General features: G+C 73.7%; 8 protein-coding genes. 2 read left to right on the forward strand and 6 right to left on the reverse strand.

What is annotated here, in order from left to right; genetic code table 11:
• The first annotated feature begins 181 nt into the window (after positions 1-181).
• The gene (locus JQN84_RS16325; RefSeq protein ID WP_204959222.1) at positions 182-1720 is read left to right on the forward strand and encodes a M1 family metallopeptidase; all 1539 of its coding nucleotides are present in this window, start codon (positions 182-184) and stop codon (positions 1718-1720) included.
• Between the two features lie 608 nt (positions 1721-2328).
• On the opposite strand, the gene JQN84_RS16330 is transcribed toward JQN84_RS16325, so the two are convergent.
• Entirely contained in the window at positions 2329-3837 is a 1509-nt protein-coding gene (locus JQN84_RS16330; protein ID WP_204959223.1) for a glutamate synthase subunit beta, read from the reverse strand.
• Positions 3830-8485 (reverse strand): glutamate synthase large subunit, encoded by a 4656-nt coding sequence (gene gltB, locus JQN84_RS16335; RefSeq protein WP_204959224.1) that lies wholly within the window; start codon positions 8483-8485, stop codon positions 3830-3832. The genes JQN84_RS16330 and gltB overlap by 8 nt, the downstream gene beginning before the upstream one ends.
• Positions 8486-8631: 146 nt before the next feature.
• Between gltB and JQN84_RS16340 the strand changes: the two genes are divergently transcribed.
• Positions 8632-9477: a GNAT family N-acetyltransferase gene (locus JQN84_RS16340; RefSeq protein WP_204959225.1), complete on the forward strand. Its 846-nt coding sequence runs from the start codon at positions 8632-8634 to the stop codon at positions 9475-9477.
• 322 nt (positions 9478-9799) lie between these two features.
• On the opposite strand, the gene JQN84_RS16345 is transcribed toward JQN84_RS16340, so the two are convergent.
• From JQN84_RS16345 to trpB, 4 genes are all read right to left on the reverse strand, one after another.
• Positions 9800-10987, reverse strand: a complete 1188-nt coding sequence (locus JQN84_RS16345) for an FAD-dependent oxidoreductase (protein WP_204959226.1) — start codon at positions 10985-10987, stop codon at positions 9800-9802.
• 11 nt (positions 10988-10998) lie between these two features.
• The gene (gene lgt / locus JQN84_RS16350; protein ID WP_204959227.1) at positions 10999-12207 is read right to left on the reverse strand and encodes a prolipoprotein diacylglyceryl transferase; all 1209 of its coding nucleotides are present in this window, start codon (positions 12205-12207) and stop codon (positions 10999-11001) included.
• Positions 12208-12462: 255 nt separating this feature from the next.
• Positions 12463-13266, reverse strand: coding sequence for a tryptophan synthase subunit alpha (gene trpA / locus JQN84_RS16355; protein WP_204959228.1), 804 nt, complete (start codon positions 13264-13266; stop codon positions 12463-12465).
• Between the two features lie 4 nt (positions 13267-13270).
• On the reverse strand, positions 13271-14500 hold the full coding sequence (trpB, locus tag JQN84_RS16360; protein WP_204959229.1) for a tryptophan synthase subunit beta: 1230 nt from the start codon (positions 14498-14500) through the stop codon (positions 13271-13273).
• Positions 14501-14601 lie beyond the last annotated feature (101 nt).

Raw genomic sequence — 14601 nt, forward strand, 5'->3', positions numbered from 1 at the left:
CAACGGGGGAAGCCTCTGGACCGCGCGCGTGGCCAGGGGGGTGAGGCGTTGTTACTAGTCGGTAATGCTAGCGAAACATCGACGGGATGAGAACAGCCGATCCCTGCCATCCGGGGCGTACGTTTCCACCGCCGTCGATTAGGTTGTCGGTGCGAACACCCCGATGGAGGGAGTCCACCCCGTGCGACGTGTTTTCACGGCGGCCATCGCCGCCCTGACCGTCACCACCGCCGGCACCCTGGTGACCGGCACCCCCGGCCAGGCCGACGCCCGACCGGGCAAGAGCCGGTCGGTCGCGGTCTCGGCCGCCCCGAAACCCGGCAGCCCCGGCCTCGGCGACCCCTACTTCCCCGACTACGGCAACGGCGGCTACGACGTCGACCACTACGACGTCCGGCTGCGTTACGAGCCGGCCACCGACCGGCTCAGCGGCACCACCACCATCCTGGCCACCGCCACCCAGGACCTCTCCCGGTTCAACCTCGACTTCCTGCTCGACGTGGAGTCGGTGCGGGTCAACGGGTGGACCGCCCGGTTCGACCGGGAGGGCGTCCACGAGCTGGTGGTGACCGCGCCGCGCGGCCTCACCACCGGTCAGCCGATGACCGTCGTGGTCACCTACTCCGGGGTGCCGTCGGAGACCCTGGTGGACGGTTACTCCGGGTGGACCCGCACCGTCGACGGCGCGCTCGCCGTCAACGAGCCCGAGTCGGCCTGGTGGTGGTTCCCCTCCAACGACCACCCGCTGGACAAGGCCACCTGGGACATCTCGGTGTCGGTGCCCGACGGCGTCGAGGTGATCAGCAACGGCGTGCAGCCCCGGCCTCCGCTGGCCGAGGCCGGCAACCGGATGCGGTGGGGCTGGCGCAGCACCAAGCCCGGGGCCACCTACCTGGCGTTCCTGGCGATCGGCCAGTACGACATCGTCACCGACACCGCCCCGAACGGGCAGCAGGTGATCAACGCCTACAGCACCACGCTGGGCGACCGGAAGCCGGCCGCCCGGGCCAGCATCGAACGCACCGCCGAGGTCGTCGACTGGGCCAGCGGCATCTTCGGGCCGTACCCGTTCGAGGCGCAGGGGGGCGTGGCCGCGCCGATCGACAGTCTCGGCTTCGCCCTGGAGACGCAGACCCGCCCGGTGTACGGGCCCGGCTTCTGGCGACGCGGCAGCAACCCGTACGTGGTGGTGCACGAGAACGCCCACCAGTGGTTCGGCGACTCGGTCTCGGTGGCGAACTGGAGCAACATCTGGCTGAACGAGGGCTTCGCCTCGTACGCCGAGTGGCTCTGGTCGGAGGCGCAGGGTGAGGGCACCGCGCAGGAGCTGTTCGACTTCACCTACGCCGACTACCCGGCCGACGACGCGTTCTGGCAGGTCCTGCCGGGCAATCCGGGTGCCGGCGCGGTCTTCGACGGCGCGGTCTACGACCGGGGCGCGATGGCGCTGCACCAGATCCGGCTGGCCGTCGGCGACGACGCGTTCTTCCGGATCCTGCCCGCCTGGACCGCCGCCCACCGGTACGGCAACGGCACCATCGCCGAGTTCCAGGCCCTTGCCGAGCAGATCTCCGGCCTCGACCTGGACCCGGTCTTCACCACCTGGCTGTTCACCCCCGGCCGGCCCACTCCGGCCGCCGCCACCCGCACCACGACCGCACCCGCGCAGCCGAAGTCGTGGACCCAGATCCGGGCGGCGCACCAACTGCTGGCGCGCTGACCGACCCCGGTTCGGGCTGCCCGCCCCCCGGCACCGGTGCGGGCAGCCCGAACCGGCCCGCAACCGTGACCTTCCGGCACCCGGGCCGGCCGCGGCGCGGCTCGGTCGCGGCGCGGCTCGGCTCGGTCGCGGCGCGGCTCGGCTCGGTCGCGGCGCGGTTTCGGCCCGAGGTCGGGTCCGGTCTGCTCGCGGTCTGGCCGGGCCCGGGGCCGACTCTGGGCTGGTGGGGGCCGGGTCCGGTCGAGCCGGCTCCGGTCGGTGCCGATCGGGGCGGCGTCGGGCCGCAACGATGGTTCCGGAGAGCGGTATGCCTGACAGTCATAACTATGCCTGTCAGGCATACCGCTCTCCGTGGTGATACGCACTCTCGGCGGGCCGGTGCCGACGCCTCGGGACGCTGCAACAGCAGGGCCGGGACAGGTGGTGCCGCAGAAGCGGCTGTGCGCCGGCAGGGCGCAGCGGGCGAGACGGTGGCCGGGCCACACGGCCGGGCCGTCAGCCGACCCGGTCTCCGGGTCGGCTGACGGCCACCGATCGAACTGCCCGATACGGTGGGCCGGCAGGTCAGGCGGGCCAGCCGACCAGACGGACCGGCAGGCGGGTGGGGATCAGCGGGCGGCGAGGGGTTGGCGGGCCGGGTCGACCGGGGCCGGCAGGTCACCCACCCCACCCAGGTAGGAGTGGATCGCCGCCGCGGCGGCCCGCCCCTCGGCGATCGCCCAGACGATCAGCGACGCCCCCCGGTGCATGTCCCCGGCGACGAACACCCCGTCGGCGTCGGTCTGCCAGTCGGGCCTGGCGTCGACCGCGCCCCGGGCGTTGCGGGTCACCCCGAACTGGGCCAGCAGCGGCTGTTCCTCGGTGCCCTCGAAGCCGATGGCCAGCAGCACCAGGTCGGCCGGCAGCTCCCGCTCGGAGCCGGGCAGCGCGGTGACGATCCGCCGGCCGTCGCGCCGTTCCACCGTCACCTCGGCGATCCGGACGCCCTTGACCTGGCCGGTGCCGTCGTCCACGAACTCCTGCACGGCGACCGCGAAGACCCGCTCGCCGCCCTCCTCGTGCGCCGGGTAGTTACGCAGCACCCACGGCCAGGTCGGCCACGGATCCCGCTCGGCGTCCCGGCCGTGCGGCGGCTCCGGGTAGAGGTCGAGCTGGTGAACGCCGGCCGCGCCCTGCCGGTGGGCCACGCCCAGGCAGTCGGCGGCGGTGTCGCCACCACCGATGATCACCACGTGCTTGCCGGCCGCGTCGATCGGCGTACCGTCGGGCAGCTCCGCCGGGGCGGGCCGGCCGTCCCCGGCCGCCGCGACCACCCGGTTGGCGGCCACCAGGTGGGTCATCGCCTGGTGGATGCCGCGCAGCGGCCGACCGGGCGTCTCCGGGGTGTCCCGGCCCTGGAGCGCGCCGCACGCCAGCAGCACCGCGTCGTGCCGGGCCCGCAGCTCCTCGGCGGTCACATCGACGCCCACGTTCACCCCGGTACGGAACTGCACACCCTCGGCGGCGAGTTGGGCCAGCCGCCTGTCGATGTGCTGCTTCTCCAGCTTGAAGTCGGGGATGCCGTACCGCAGCAGGCCGCCGATCGCGTCGTCCCGCTCGTACACGGTGACGGCGTGACCGGCGCGGGCGAGTTGCTGGGCGGCGGCGAGCCCGGCGGGCCCGGAGCCGACCACGGCGACCGACCGGCCGGTCGACGCCGGCACCGGACGGGGGTTCAGCCCGCCCCGGGCCACCGCCGCGTCGGCGATCTCCACCTCGACCTGCTTGATGGTGACCGGCTGCTGACCGCCCAGGCCCAGCACACAGGCCGCCTCGCACGGGGCCGGGCAGAGCCGTCCGGTGAACTCGGGGAAGTTGTTGGTGGCGTGCAGCGACTCCACCGCGGCGTCCCAGCTGCCGGTGCGGACCAGGTCGTTCCAGTCCGGGATGCGGTTGCCCAGCGGGCAGCCGTCGTGGCAGAACGGGATACCACAGTCCATGCACCGGGTGGCCTGCTCGCGGATCAACTCCTCCCCGGCGGGCGGGTAGACCTCACGCCAGTCGGTGATCCGCACCGACACCGGTCGACGGGCCGGCAACCGGCGTTCGTAGCGCAGGAAACCGTTCGGGTCAGGCACGAGCCACCTCCTGGGCGACCACCCGCGGGACGGGCGGCACCGACGCGGTCAGCGCAGACATGACCGCGTCGTCGACGTCGCGGCCGGCGGCTTCGGCGGCCTTCATGATCTCCATCACCCGGCGGTAGTCCCTCGGGACCACGGCCGTGAACTCCCCGACCGCCTCCGGCCAGCGCTTGAGCAGCTCCGCGCCGACCGCCGAGTCGGTCTCGGCGACATGCCGCTGCACCAGGTCGTGCAGCAGTTCCCGCTCGGCGTCACGCAGCGGGGACAGGTCGACCAGCTCCGCGTTGACCCGCCCGGTGTCGAGCCGGTACACGTACGCCGTACCGCCGGACATGCCGGCGGCGAAGTTGCGGCCGGTCTCGCCGAGCACCACCACCGTGCCGCCGGTCATGTACTCGCAGCCGTGGTCGCCGACGCCCTCGACGACGGCCACCGCGCCCGAGTTGCGGACCGCGAAGCGCTCCCCCACCCGGCCGCGCAGGAACAACTCGCCGCCGGTGGCCCCGTAGAGAATGGTGTTGCCGGCGATGATCTGGTCCTCGGCGCGCTGCCCGGCGGTGGCCTCGGGGTCGACGAACGGCGCGGCGGCGTCCGGGCGGACCACGATCCGCCCGCCGGAGAGCCCCTTGCCGACGTAGTCGTTGGCGTCGCCGTGCAGCCGCAGGGTCACCCCGCGCGGCAGGAACGCGCCGAAGGACTGCCCGGCGGTGCCGCGCAGCACGAACTCGACGGTGTCGTCGGGCAGGCCGGCACCGCCGTGCCGGCGGGTCACCTCGCCGCCGAGCATCGCGCCGACGCTGCGGTGCTCGTTGCGCACCGCCACCTCCACCCGCACCGGGCTGCCGTCGCGCAGCGCCGGCTCGGCCAGCGCGATCAGCTCGTTGTCCAGCGCCAGCTCCAGGCCGTGGTCCTGGGCGCGGACCCCGCGCCGGGCCGCGCCCTCGGGCAGCTGCGGGGTGTGCAGCACCCGGGCCAGGTCGAGGCCGTGGCCCTTCCAGTGCTCGATCGCCGGTACGACGTCGAGCACCTCGGTCTGCCCGATCGCCTCTTCGATGCTGCGGAAGCCCAACTCGGCCAGATAGCCCCGCACCTCCTCGGCGAGGAAGAGGAAGAAGTTCTCCACGAACTCCGGCCGGCCGGTGAAGCGTTCCCGCAGCACCGGGTTCTGGGTGGCGATGCCCACCGGGCAGGTGTCCAGGTGGCAGACCCGCATCATCACGCAGCCCTCGACGATCAGCGGGGCGGTGGCGAAGCCGAACTCCTCCGCGCCGAGCAGCATCGCCACCACCACGTCCCGGCCGGTCTTGAGCTGGCCGTCGACCTGCACGGTGACCCGGTCACGCAGCTTGTTGAGCAGCAGCGTCTGCTGCGCCTCGGCCAGGCCCAGCTCCCAGGGGGTGCCGGCGTGCTTGAGCGAGTTGAGCGGGGACGCGCCGGTGCCGCCGTCGTGCCCGGAGATCAGGATGACGTCGGCCTTGAGCTTGGCGACCCCGGCCGCGACCGTGCCCACACCGACCTCGCTGACCAGCTTGACGTGCACCCGGGCGGCCGGGTTGACGCACTTCAGGTCGTGCACGAGCTGGGCGAGGTCCTCGATGGAGTAGATGTCGTGGTGCGGCGGCGGGGAGATCAGGCCGACGCCGGGGGTGGCGTGCCGGGTCCGGGCGATCCACGGCCAGACCTTGTTGCCGGGCAGCTGCCCGCCCTCGCCCGGCTTCGCGCCCTGCGCCATCTTGATCTGGAGGTCGTCGGCGTTGACCAGGTATTCGCTGGTCACCCCGAAGCGCCCGCTGGCGATCTGCTTGACCGCCGAGCGGCGGGCCGGGTCGTGCAGCCGGTCGACGTCCTCGCCGCCCTCGCCGGTGTTGGACTTGCCGCCCAGCCGGTTCATCGCGATGGCCAGCGTCTCGTGCGCCTCGGCCGAGATCGACCCGTACGACATGGCGCCGGTGGCGAACCGCTTGACGATCTCGGTGGCCGGCTCGACCTCCTCGATCGGCACCGCCGGGCGCAGCCCGGTCCGCAGGGTGAACAGCCCGCGCAGCGAACCGGCCTGGGCGGCCAACTCGTCGACCTTGGCGGTGTACTGGCGGAACACGTCGTACTGGCGGCTGCGGGTGGCGTGCTGGAGCAGGAAGACCGTCTCCGGGTTGAACAGGTGCAGCTCACCCTCGCGCCGCCACTGGTACTCGCCGCCCACCTCCAGCCGGGCGGAGCCGGCGGTGCCGGGCGTCGGCCACGCCTGCCCGTGCCGGGCGGCGACCTCGGTGTGGATCCCGGCCAGCCCGATCCCGCCGATGGTGCTGGGAGTGCCCCGGAAGTAGCGGTCGACCAGGCGGGTGTCCAGGCCGACGGCCTCGAAGACCTGCGCCCCGCAGTACGACGACACCGTCGAGATGCCCATCTTGGACATGATCTTGAGAACACCCTTGCCGAGCGCCTTGACGTAGTTGCGGACCGCCTTCGCCGGCTCCACCCCGACCAGCGCCCCGGTGGCGATCATGTCCTCCACCGACTCGAAGGCCAGGTAGGGGTTGACCGCCGCCGCGCCGTACCCGATGAGCACCGCCGCGTGGTGCACCTCGCGGCAGTCACCGGACTCCACGATCAGCGCCACCTGGGTCCGGGTCTGCTCGCGCACCAGATGCTGGTGCACCGCCGCGGTGAGCAGCAGCGACGGGATCGGGGCCAGGTCGGCGTTGGAGTCCCGGTCGGACAGCACCAGGATCCGTACGCCGTCCTCGATCGCCTCGGAGACGTGCCGGCAGATCTCGGTCAGCCGGGCCTTGATCCCGGCCCCGCCGTCGCGGATCCGGTAGAGCCCGGACACCCGGACCGCCTTGAAGCCGGGCAGGTCGCCGTCCTCGTCGACGTCGAGCAGCTTCGCCAACTCGTCGTTGTCGATCACCGGGTAGGGCAGCACGATCTGCCGACAGCTCGCCGCGCCCGGGTCCAGCAGGTTGCCCTCCGGGCCGATGGTCGACGCCAGGCTGGTCACCAACTCCTCCCGGATCGCGTCCAACGGCGGGTTGGTGACCTGGGCGAACAGCTGGTGGAAGTAGTCGTAGAGCAGCCGGGGCCGGGTCGACAACGGCGCGATCGGGGTGTCGGTGCCCATCGAGCCCAGCGGCTCCGCCCCGGTACGGGCCATCGGGGCGAGCAGGATCTTCAGCTCCTCCTCGGTGTAGCCGAAGGTCTGCTGCCGCCGACGCACCGAGTCGTGGGTGTAGACCACGTGCTCGCGGGGCGGCAGGTCGTCCAGCTCGATCAGGCCGGCGTGCAGCCACTCGTCGTACGGCTGGGCGGCGGCCAGCTCGGTCTTGATCTCGTCGTCCGAAACGATCCGGCCGTTGACCGTGTCGACCAGGAACATCCGGCCCGGCTGGAGGCGGCCCTTGGCGACCACCGTGGCCGGGTCCAGGTCGAGCACGCCCGCCTCGCTGCCCAGCACCACCAGCCCGTCGGTGGTCCGCCACCAGCGCCCCGGCCGCAGGCCGTTACGGTCCAGCACCGCGCCGACGATCTCACCGTCGGTGAAGGCGACCGACGCCGGGCCGTCCCACGGCTCCATCAGGCTGGCGTGGAACCGGTAGAACGCGCGCTTGTCCGGGCGCATCGCCGGGTCGTTCTCCCACGCCTCCGGGATCATCATCAGCACCGCGTGCGGCAGGCTACGGCCGGCCAGGTGCAGCAGCTCCAGCACCTCGTCGAAGTTGGCCGAGTCGGAGGCGGCCGGGGTGCAGACCGGGAACACCCGGCGGATGTTGCCGGGCAGGTGCGGGCTGCGCAGCAGCGCCTCGCGGGCCTGCATCCAGTTCCGGTTGCCGCGAATCGTGTTGATCTCGCCGTTGTGCGCGATGAACCGGTACGGGTGGGCCAGCGGCCAGGAGGGGAACGTGTTGGTGGAGAACCGGGAGTGCACCAGGGCGATCGCGCTGTCGACCCGCTCATCGGTCAACTCCGGGAAGTACTCCGGCAGCTGGTCGGGGGTGAGCATGCCCTTCCAGGTCATCGTCCGCGCCGACAGCGACGGGAAGTAGGCCGTCACCCCGCGCTCGGCGGTCTCCCGCTCGGCCTGCTTGCGGACGCAGAACGCCACCCGGTCCAGGTCGATGCCGGCCAGCGGGGAGCCCGCCGGACCGGCCGGGGTGTCGGTGAGCCGGTGCGCGGCCAGGAAGAGCTGCCGGATCCGGGGCATCGCCGCCAGCGCCGTCTCGCCCAACCCGCTCGGGTCGGTCGGCACGTCGCGCCAACCGAGCACCTCGGCCCCCTCGACGAGGGCGTACTTCTCCACCACCTGACGGGCGCGCGCCTCGCCGCCGTCGTCGTCGGGCAGGAAGACCAGGCCGGTGGCGTACTGGCCGGCCGGGGGCAGCGGGAAGTCCACCACCGCGCGCAGGAACGCGTCCGGCACCTGGATCATGATGCCCGCGCCGTCGCCGGTGTTCTGCTCGGCGCCCCGGGCGCCACGATGGTCGAGCCGGCAGAGCGCGCCGAGGCCGTTGGCCACCACCGCGTGGGAGCGCCGCCCGTAGAGGTCGGCCACGAAGGCCACCCCGCACGCGTCGTGCTCGTGCGCCGGGTCGTACAGACCGGTCGCGGAAGGGACCGGCTGCGGGCTGTGCGGGTACGGAAGGGCCACCGGGTCTCCTGTCGTCACTCAGGTTGTTGCATGGTCGGGACGACGTCGGCCCTGGGCGGTCTGTTGAGTCTACGTTAGGGCGACCCGGGCAGGGCCAGTGCAGATTGATCACACCTTCCAGACTCTGGGACGTGTAGTCTCGCGCGGTGGATCCTGCACACCGCGACCTGTTCGACCGGTTGGAACGCTTCTACGACGCGGTGCCCCGGGACGCCGCCCGCGCCGAGGAACACGGCGGTCTGGTGCTGTTCGCCCGGGACGGGGCCGGTTGGCCGTTCTACGCCCGCCCCCGCCTCGACGCCGACGGGCCACCCTCGCTGGCCGACCTGCACACCGTCCGGGAACGGCAACGTGAGCTGGGCCTGCCCGAGGCGTTCGAATGGGTGCACGAGACCACCCCGGACCTGCTCGCCACCGCCCGGGCCGCCGGCCTGAGCGTGCTGGAGGCCCCGCTGATGGTGCTCGACCCGCAGGTCACCCCGCCCGACCCGACGACGCTCACCGACGTACCGGTGCGGGTGCTGGACCCGGACGCGCCAGGCTTCGCGCTCGACGTGGCCGCCCGGCGCGCGGTCGCCGCGGTCGGGTTCTCCGCCGCCGGCACCGTCCCCGGCGACGCCGGCCCGGCCGAACGGGACGCCGCGATGACCGAACTGGACGTGGCCGCGCTGGACGAGGAGCGGGCCGCGATCGCCGCCGGCCGACGCCTGTCGGCGGTCGCCTGGACGCCGCAGGACGGCCCACTGGCCAGCGGGATGGCGATGCGGGTCGACGACGTCGCCGAGATCGCCGGGGTGGCCACCCTGCCGGCCGCCCGCCGCCGGGGGCTCGCCGCCGCGGTCACCGCCACCCTGGCCCGCACCCTGCGCGCCGCCGGCACCGACCTGGTCTTCCTCTCCGCCGGCAGCGAGGACGTCGCCCGGATCTACCTGCGCGTCGGCTTCCGTCGCATCGGCACCGCCTGCATAGCCGAACCCACCGCCCTCATCTGACCCCCGGCCCTCTCCTGCCCGCCTGCCTCGCTCCCCGGCCCCAGCCCTGCCCCGACCGGCGTTGCCCCGACCCGGCGTTGACCCGGCCCAGCCCTGCCCCGACCGGCGCTGACCCGGCCCGGCGTTGCCCCGACCGGCGCTGCCCCGACCCGGTGTTCGCCTTGGTGATCAAGAGGTTTGCGGTTTGATCAAGAGGTTTGCGTCACCTCACGCGCTCACCGTGACGCAAACCTCTTGATCACCACACAAGTGACGCAAACCTCTTGATCACCGCACGGGGGCGGCCACCGCACGAAGGGCGGCGGGGCGGGGGGAGAGTGGGTCAGGGGGTGGGGGGACGCCAGGTGGCGGCGGTGGCGGCGGCGCCGGAGAGCAGGCGGGGGGTGATCGTGCCGAGGGCCGCGTCGCGGGCGCGCAGGGCCAGTCGGCCCCGGGTCTGGAGCACCGCCGACATCCGTCGGGTCTGTCGGACCACGGTGGCCGCGCGGGGCCGCCGCACCCGGTCGTACGCCAGCACCGCGTCGGGGAGCCGGGACTCGCGCAGCAACGACGACAGGGTGGCCGCGTCCTCGAACGCCAGGCACGCGCCCTGCCCCAGGTGCGGCGGCATGGCGTGGGCGGCGTCACCGAGCAGCACCACCCCGCCCGGCCCGGCCGGGAAGCCGTACGCCCGGGGCAGCGGGCGCAGCTCACGGATCTCCTGCTGCACCAGGTCGGCGGGGTCGGTGGCGGCCAGCAGCTCACCGATCGGCGCGGGCCAGCCGGCGTACCAGCGTTGCAGCAGGGCGAGCTGGGTCTGCGGGGGTTCCGGCCGGGGCGCTCCGGCGGCGGTGGCCACCCAGTAGACGCCACCCCGGCGCGACGCCCCGGAGGAGCCGCGCTCCCCCAGCGAGGCGGCCACGAACCGGTAGCCGGCGCCCAGCACCTCCCCCCCGACCGGCTGGTCGGCCGGCAGGGGGGCCCGGTACCAGGGGATCACCGCCCGCCAGGCGGCGCAGCCGGAGCTGACCACGGCGGCCTCGGGGGCGAGCTGGCGGCGCAGCACGCTGTCCGTGCCGTCGGCGGCCACCACCAGGTCCGCCTCGACGAACTGACCGTTCCACCCGACCCCGGGCCGCTCGGTGGCCTCGGCCCGGACGCTGTCCACGGCGACCCCGGTGCGCAGCTCGACCCGGTCACCGAGGCCGGCGATCAGGGCGTCGTGCAGGTCCTCCCGGTGTACGACCACCGGCATCCGGTCGGCCGGGGTGGGCCGGGGCTGCACCAGCCAGTGACCGTCGGGGCGGCGGATACCGCCGTCGGGCAGCGGGGTCGCGATGGCGTCCAGGCCGGCACCGACGCCGAGCACCTGCAACGCGCGTACCCCGTTGGGCCACAGCACCACGGCGGTGGGTTCCGGGCGTACCCGGTCGGCCCGTTCCAGCAGAGTGACCTGCCAGCCGGAGCGGGCCAGCGCGCCGGCCACCGCCAGACCGCCGAGGCCGGCCCCGACCACCACCGCGCTGCGCATGCCGCGCCCGCTCAGCTGTCCCGGTCGACGGACCGGCCAGCGGCACCGGCGGACCGCTCGGCACCGGCGGGCCCGTCGCCACCGCCGGCCCCGGAGGGCCCGTCGTCGGCGTCGGAGAGCCTGTCGTCGGCGTCGGGGGCATCGGCCGCCGGCCCGGCGGGCCGGTCGTCGGCCGCCGGGACGCCCGGTGCGTCGGGCAGCACCCCGCTTTCCCGGTACGCGGTGAACTGTTCCTCGTCGACCACCCGGTACCCCGCCGGCGGTGGGGCCGTCGGGGACCCCTTCCCGGTGGCGGCGAGGTCGACCTGGGAGACGTCGCTGCCCGCCCCGTCGGTGACCGGAACGGCCGCGGGGACGTCGAGCGGGACCAGGTACTCGCGAGGGCCCCGCACCCGCAGGAAGTAGATCAAGGCACCGAGGAAGACCAGGCCGGCGGTCCACACGTTGAGCCGGAGACCGAGGATGCGGTTCGCCTCGTCGGTGCGCATCAGCTCGATCCAGAACCGGCCTGCGGTGTAGCCCATCACGTAGAGCGCGAAGGCCCGGCCGCGTCCCAGCTTGAACCGCCGGTCCAGGGCGAACACCAGGCCGGCGACGCCGAGGTTCCACAGCGCCTCGTAGGCGAACGTCGGATGGTAGAGGCCGGGTTCCAGGATGGGCTGGTTGGCGTCGTCGCGCAGCGCGTGGCCCGGGTTGTCCGGGTCCATCCGGTGGATCTGGAGGCCCCACGGCAGGTCGGTCCGCCCGCCGTACAGCTCGTTGTTGAACCAGTTGCCCAGCCGACCCACCGCCTGGGCCAGCGGCAGACCCGGGGCCAGCGCGTCGGCCACCACCGTCAGCGGGATGCCGAGCTGCCGGGCGGCGATCCAGGCGCCGATCGCGCCACCGGCCACCGCCCCCCAGATGCCGAGACCGCCCTCCCAGATGGCGAACGCCTTCCACGGGTCACCGCCGGTGCCGAAGTACTTCTCGGGTGAGGTGACGACGTGGTAGATCCGGGCACCGATGATGCCGGTCGGGACCGCCCACACCGCGATGTCGAGCACCGCACCGGGGGCGACGCCCCGCTGGCGCAGCCGGTGCTCGGTCACCAGGCAGGCGACCACGATGCCGACGACGATGCAGAGGGCGTACGCCCGCAGCGGGACCGGCCCGAGCTGCCAGACGGCGGTGCTCGGGCTGGGCAGCGCCGCCAGGGGCGTCATCGAGACGAGGGTCACGGGTGCACAGGCTACCGCTGCGGACGCCCGCCGTGGCACCCCGGTCCGGTCAGACCCGCCACCGGACCACGCCACCCCGGCGCAACCCGGTCGGCCCGTCGCCCGACGGATGCCACCCGTGCGGCGAAATGGCGGCATTCCGCCGCAGCGGACACCGCCGTTCCACCCCCACCGAGCCGATCAACCCGAGCCGTCGACCAACCCGAGCCGTCCCGCACCTCGGCGACGGACGGCGGGGTGGAACGGGCCGGCGGGTCAGCGGGCCGGGTTACGCACACCCTCGGCGAGCTCGGCGGAGAGGGTACGCAGGGCGGCCAGCCCCGCATCGAGGTCCGACGCGTCCAGCAGCCGGCGGATCAGCGCGCTGCCCACGATCACCCCGTCGGCGTACCCGGAGACGGTGGCCGCCTGCGCCCCGGTGCCGACACCCAGCCCCACCCCGACGGGCAGTTCGGTCGCCTCCCGCACCCGGGACACCAGCACCGGCGCGGCGTCGGAGGTCTGCGACCGGGCCCCGGTGACCCCCATGATGGCGGTGGCGTAGACGAAGCCCCGGCAGTGCTCGACGGTCATCCGCAGCCGGGCGTCGGTCGACGACGGGGAGACCAGGAACGTCCGGTCCAGGCCGTACGCGTCCGAGGCGGCCAGCCACTCGCCGGCCTCCTCGGGGATCAGGTCCGGGGTGATCAGGCCGGTGCCGCCGGCGGCGGCCAGGTCCCTGGCGAACGCGTCCACCCCGTACTGCTCGATCGGGTTCCAGTAGGTCATGGTGACCACGGGCGCGCCGGTGGCCGCGACCGCCTCGACGATGCGCAGCGTGTCGGCGGTGCGGACGCCACCGGCCAGGGCGATGTCGCTGGCCTTCTGGATCACCGGCCCGTCCATCACCGGGTCGGAGTAGGGGATCTCCACCTCGATGACGTCCACCCCGGCCTCGACCATCGCGGTCATCGCGGCGATGCTGCCGTCGACGGTGGGGAACCCGGCCGGCATGCAGCCGACCAGGACGGCCCGACCGTCGGCACGGGCCTTGTCGAAGGCCACCCCGATCCGGCTCACGGTCTCACTGCTCCTTGTCGAGGATGCCGAAGTACTCACCGGCGGTGTGCACGTCCTTGTCGCCCCGACCGGAGAGGTTGACCACCAGGACCGGCTCCCGGCCCAGCTCGGCGGCCAGCTGCGGGGCGACCTGCACCGCGCCGGCCAGCGCGTGCGCGCTCTCGATCGCCGGGATGATCCCCTCGGTACGGCAGAGCAGCTCGAACGCGGCCATCGCCTCGGCGTCGGTCACCGGCAGGTAGCGGGCCCGGCCGGTGTCGTGCAGCCAGGCGTGCTCCGGGCCGACCCCGGGGTAGTCCAGCCCGGCGGAGATCGAGTGCGACTCGACGGTCTGGCCGTCGGCGTCCTGGAGCACGTAGGTGCGGGCGCCGTGCAGCACCCCGGGGGTGCCGCCGGTGATGCTGGCGGCGTGCCGGTCGGTCTCCACGCCCTCGCCACCGGCCTCGAAGCCGTACAGCCGCACGTCGGTGTCGGGGACGAACGCGTGGAAGATGCCCAGCGCGTTGGAGCCGCCGCCGACGCAGGCCAGCACCGCGTCGGGCAGCCCGCCGGTGAGGTCGAGGCACTGCCGGCGGGCCTCGTCGCCGATGCCGCGCACGAAGTCCCGGACCAGCTCCGGGAACGGGTGCGGGCCGGCGGCGGTGCCGATCAGGTAGTGGGTGTCGTCGACGTTGGCGACCCAGTCCCGCATCGCCTCGTTCATCGCGTCCTTGAGGGTCCGCGAGCCGGTGGTCACCGGGATCACTGTCGCGCCGAGCATCCGCATCCGGGCCACGTTGAGCGCCTGCCGCTCGGTGTCGACCTCACCCATGTAGACCACACAGTCGAGGTCGAACAGGGCGGCGGCGGTGGCGGTGGCCACCCCGTGCTGGCCGGCACCGGTCTCGGCGATCACCCGCCGCTTGCCCATCCGCCTGGTGAGCAGCGCCTGGCCCAGCACGTTGCGCACCTTGTGCGCGCCGGTGTGGTTGAGGTCCTCCCGCTTGAGCAGCACCCGGGCACCGACCTTGGCGGAGAACCGCTCGGCGGGGTACAGCAGTGAGGGGGTGCCGGCGTAGTCGCGCAGCAGGGCGTCGAACTCGGCGAGGAACTCCTCGTCGGTCATCGCCTTGCGGTATGCGGCGTCCAGCTCGTCGAGCGCCGCGACCAGCGCCTCGGGGACGAAACGACCACCGAAACGGCCGAAGTGACCGGCGGAGTCGGGGAACCGCCCGGCCGCCTCCCCGGCGCTCATGCCGCCGCTCCCCGGCCGGTCGCGCGCCGACGCACCGTCGCGTCGCCGGTGACGGATCGCTCGTTCATCGCGATGTCCTCTCGCTGCGCGGATCTGCCCGT

Origin of the sequence: Micromonospora humidisoli (genome assembly GCF_016900955.1) — a bacterium.
In the GTDB taxonomy this organism is placed as follows: Bacteria; Actinomycetota; Actinomycetes; order Mycobacteriales; family Micromonosporaceae; genus Micromonospora; species Micromonospora wenchangensis.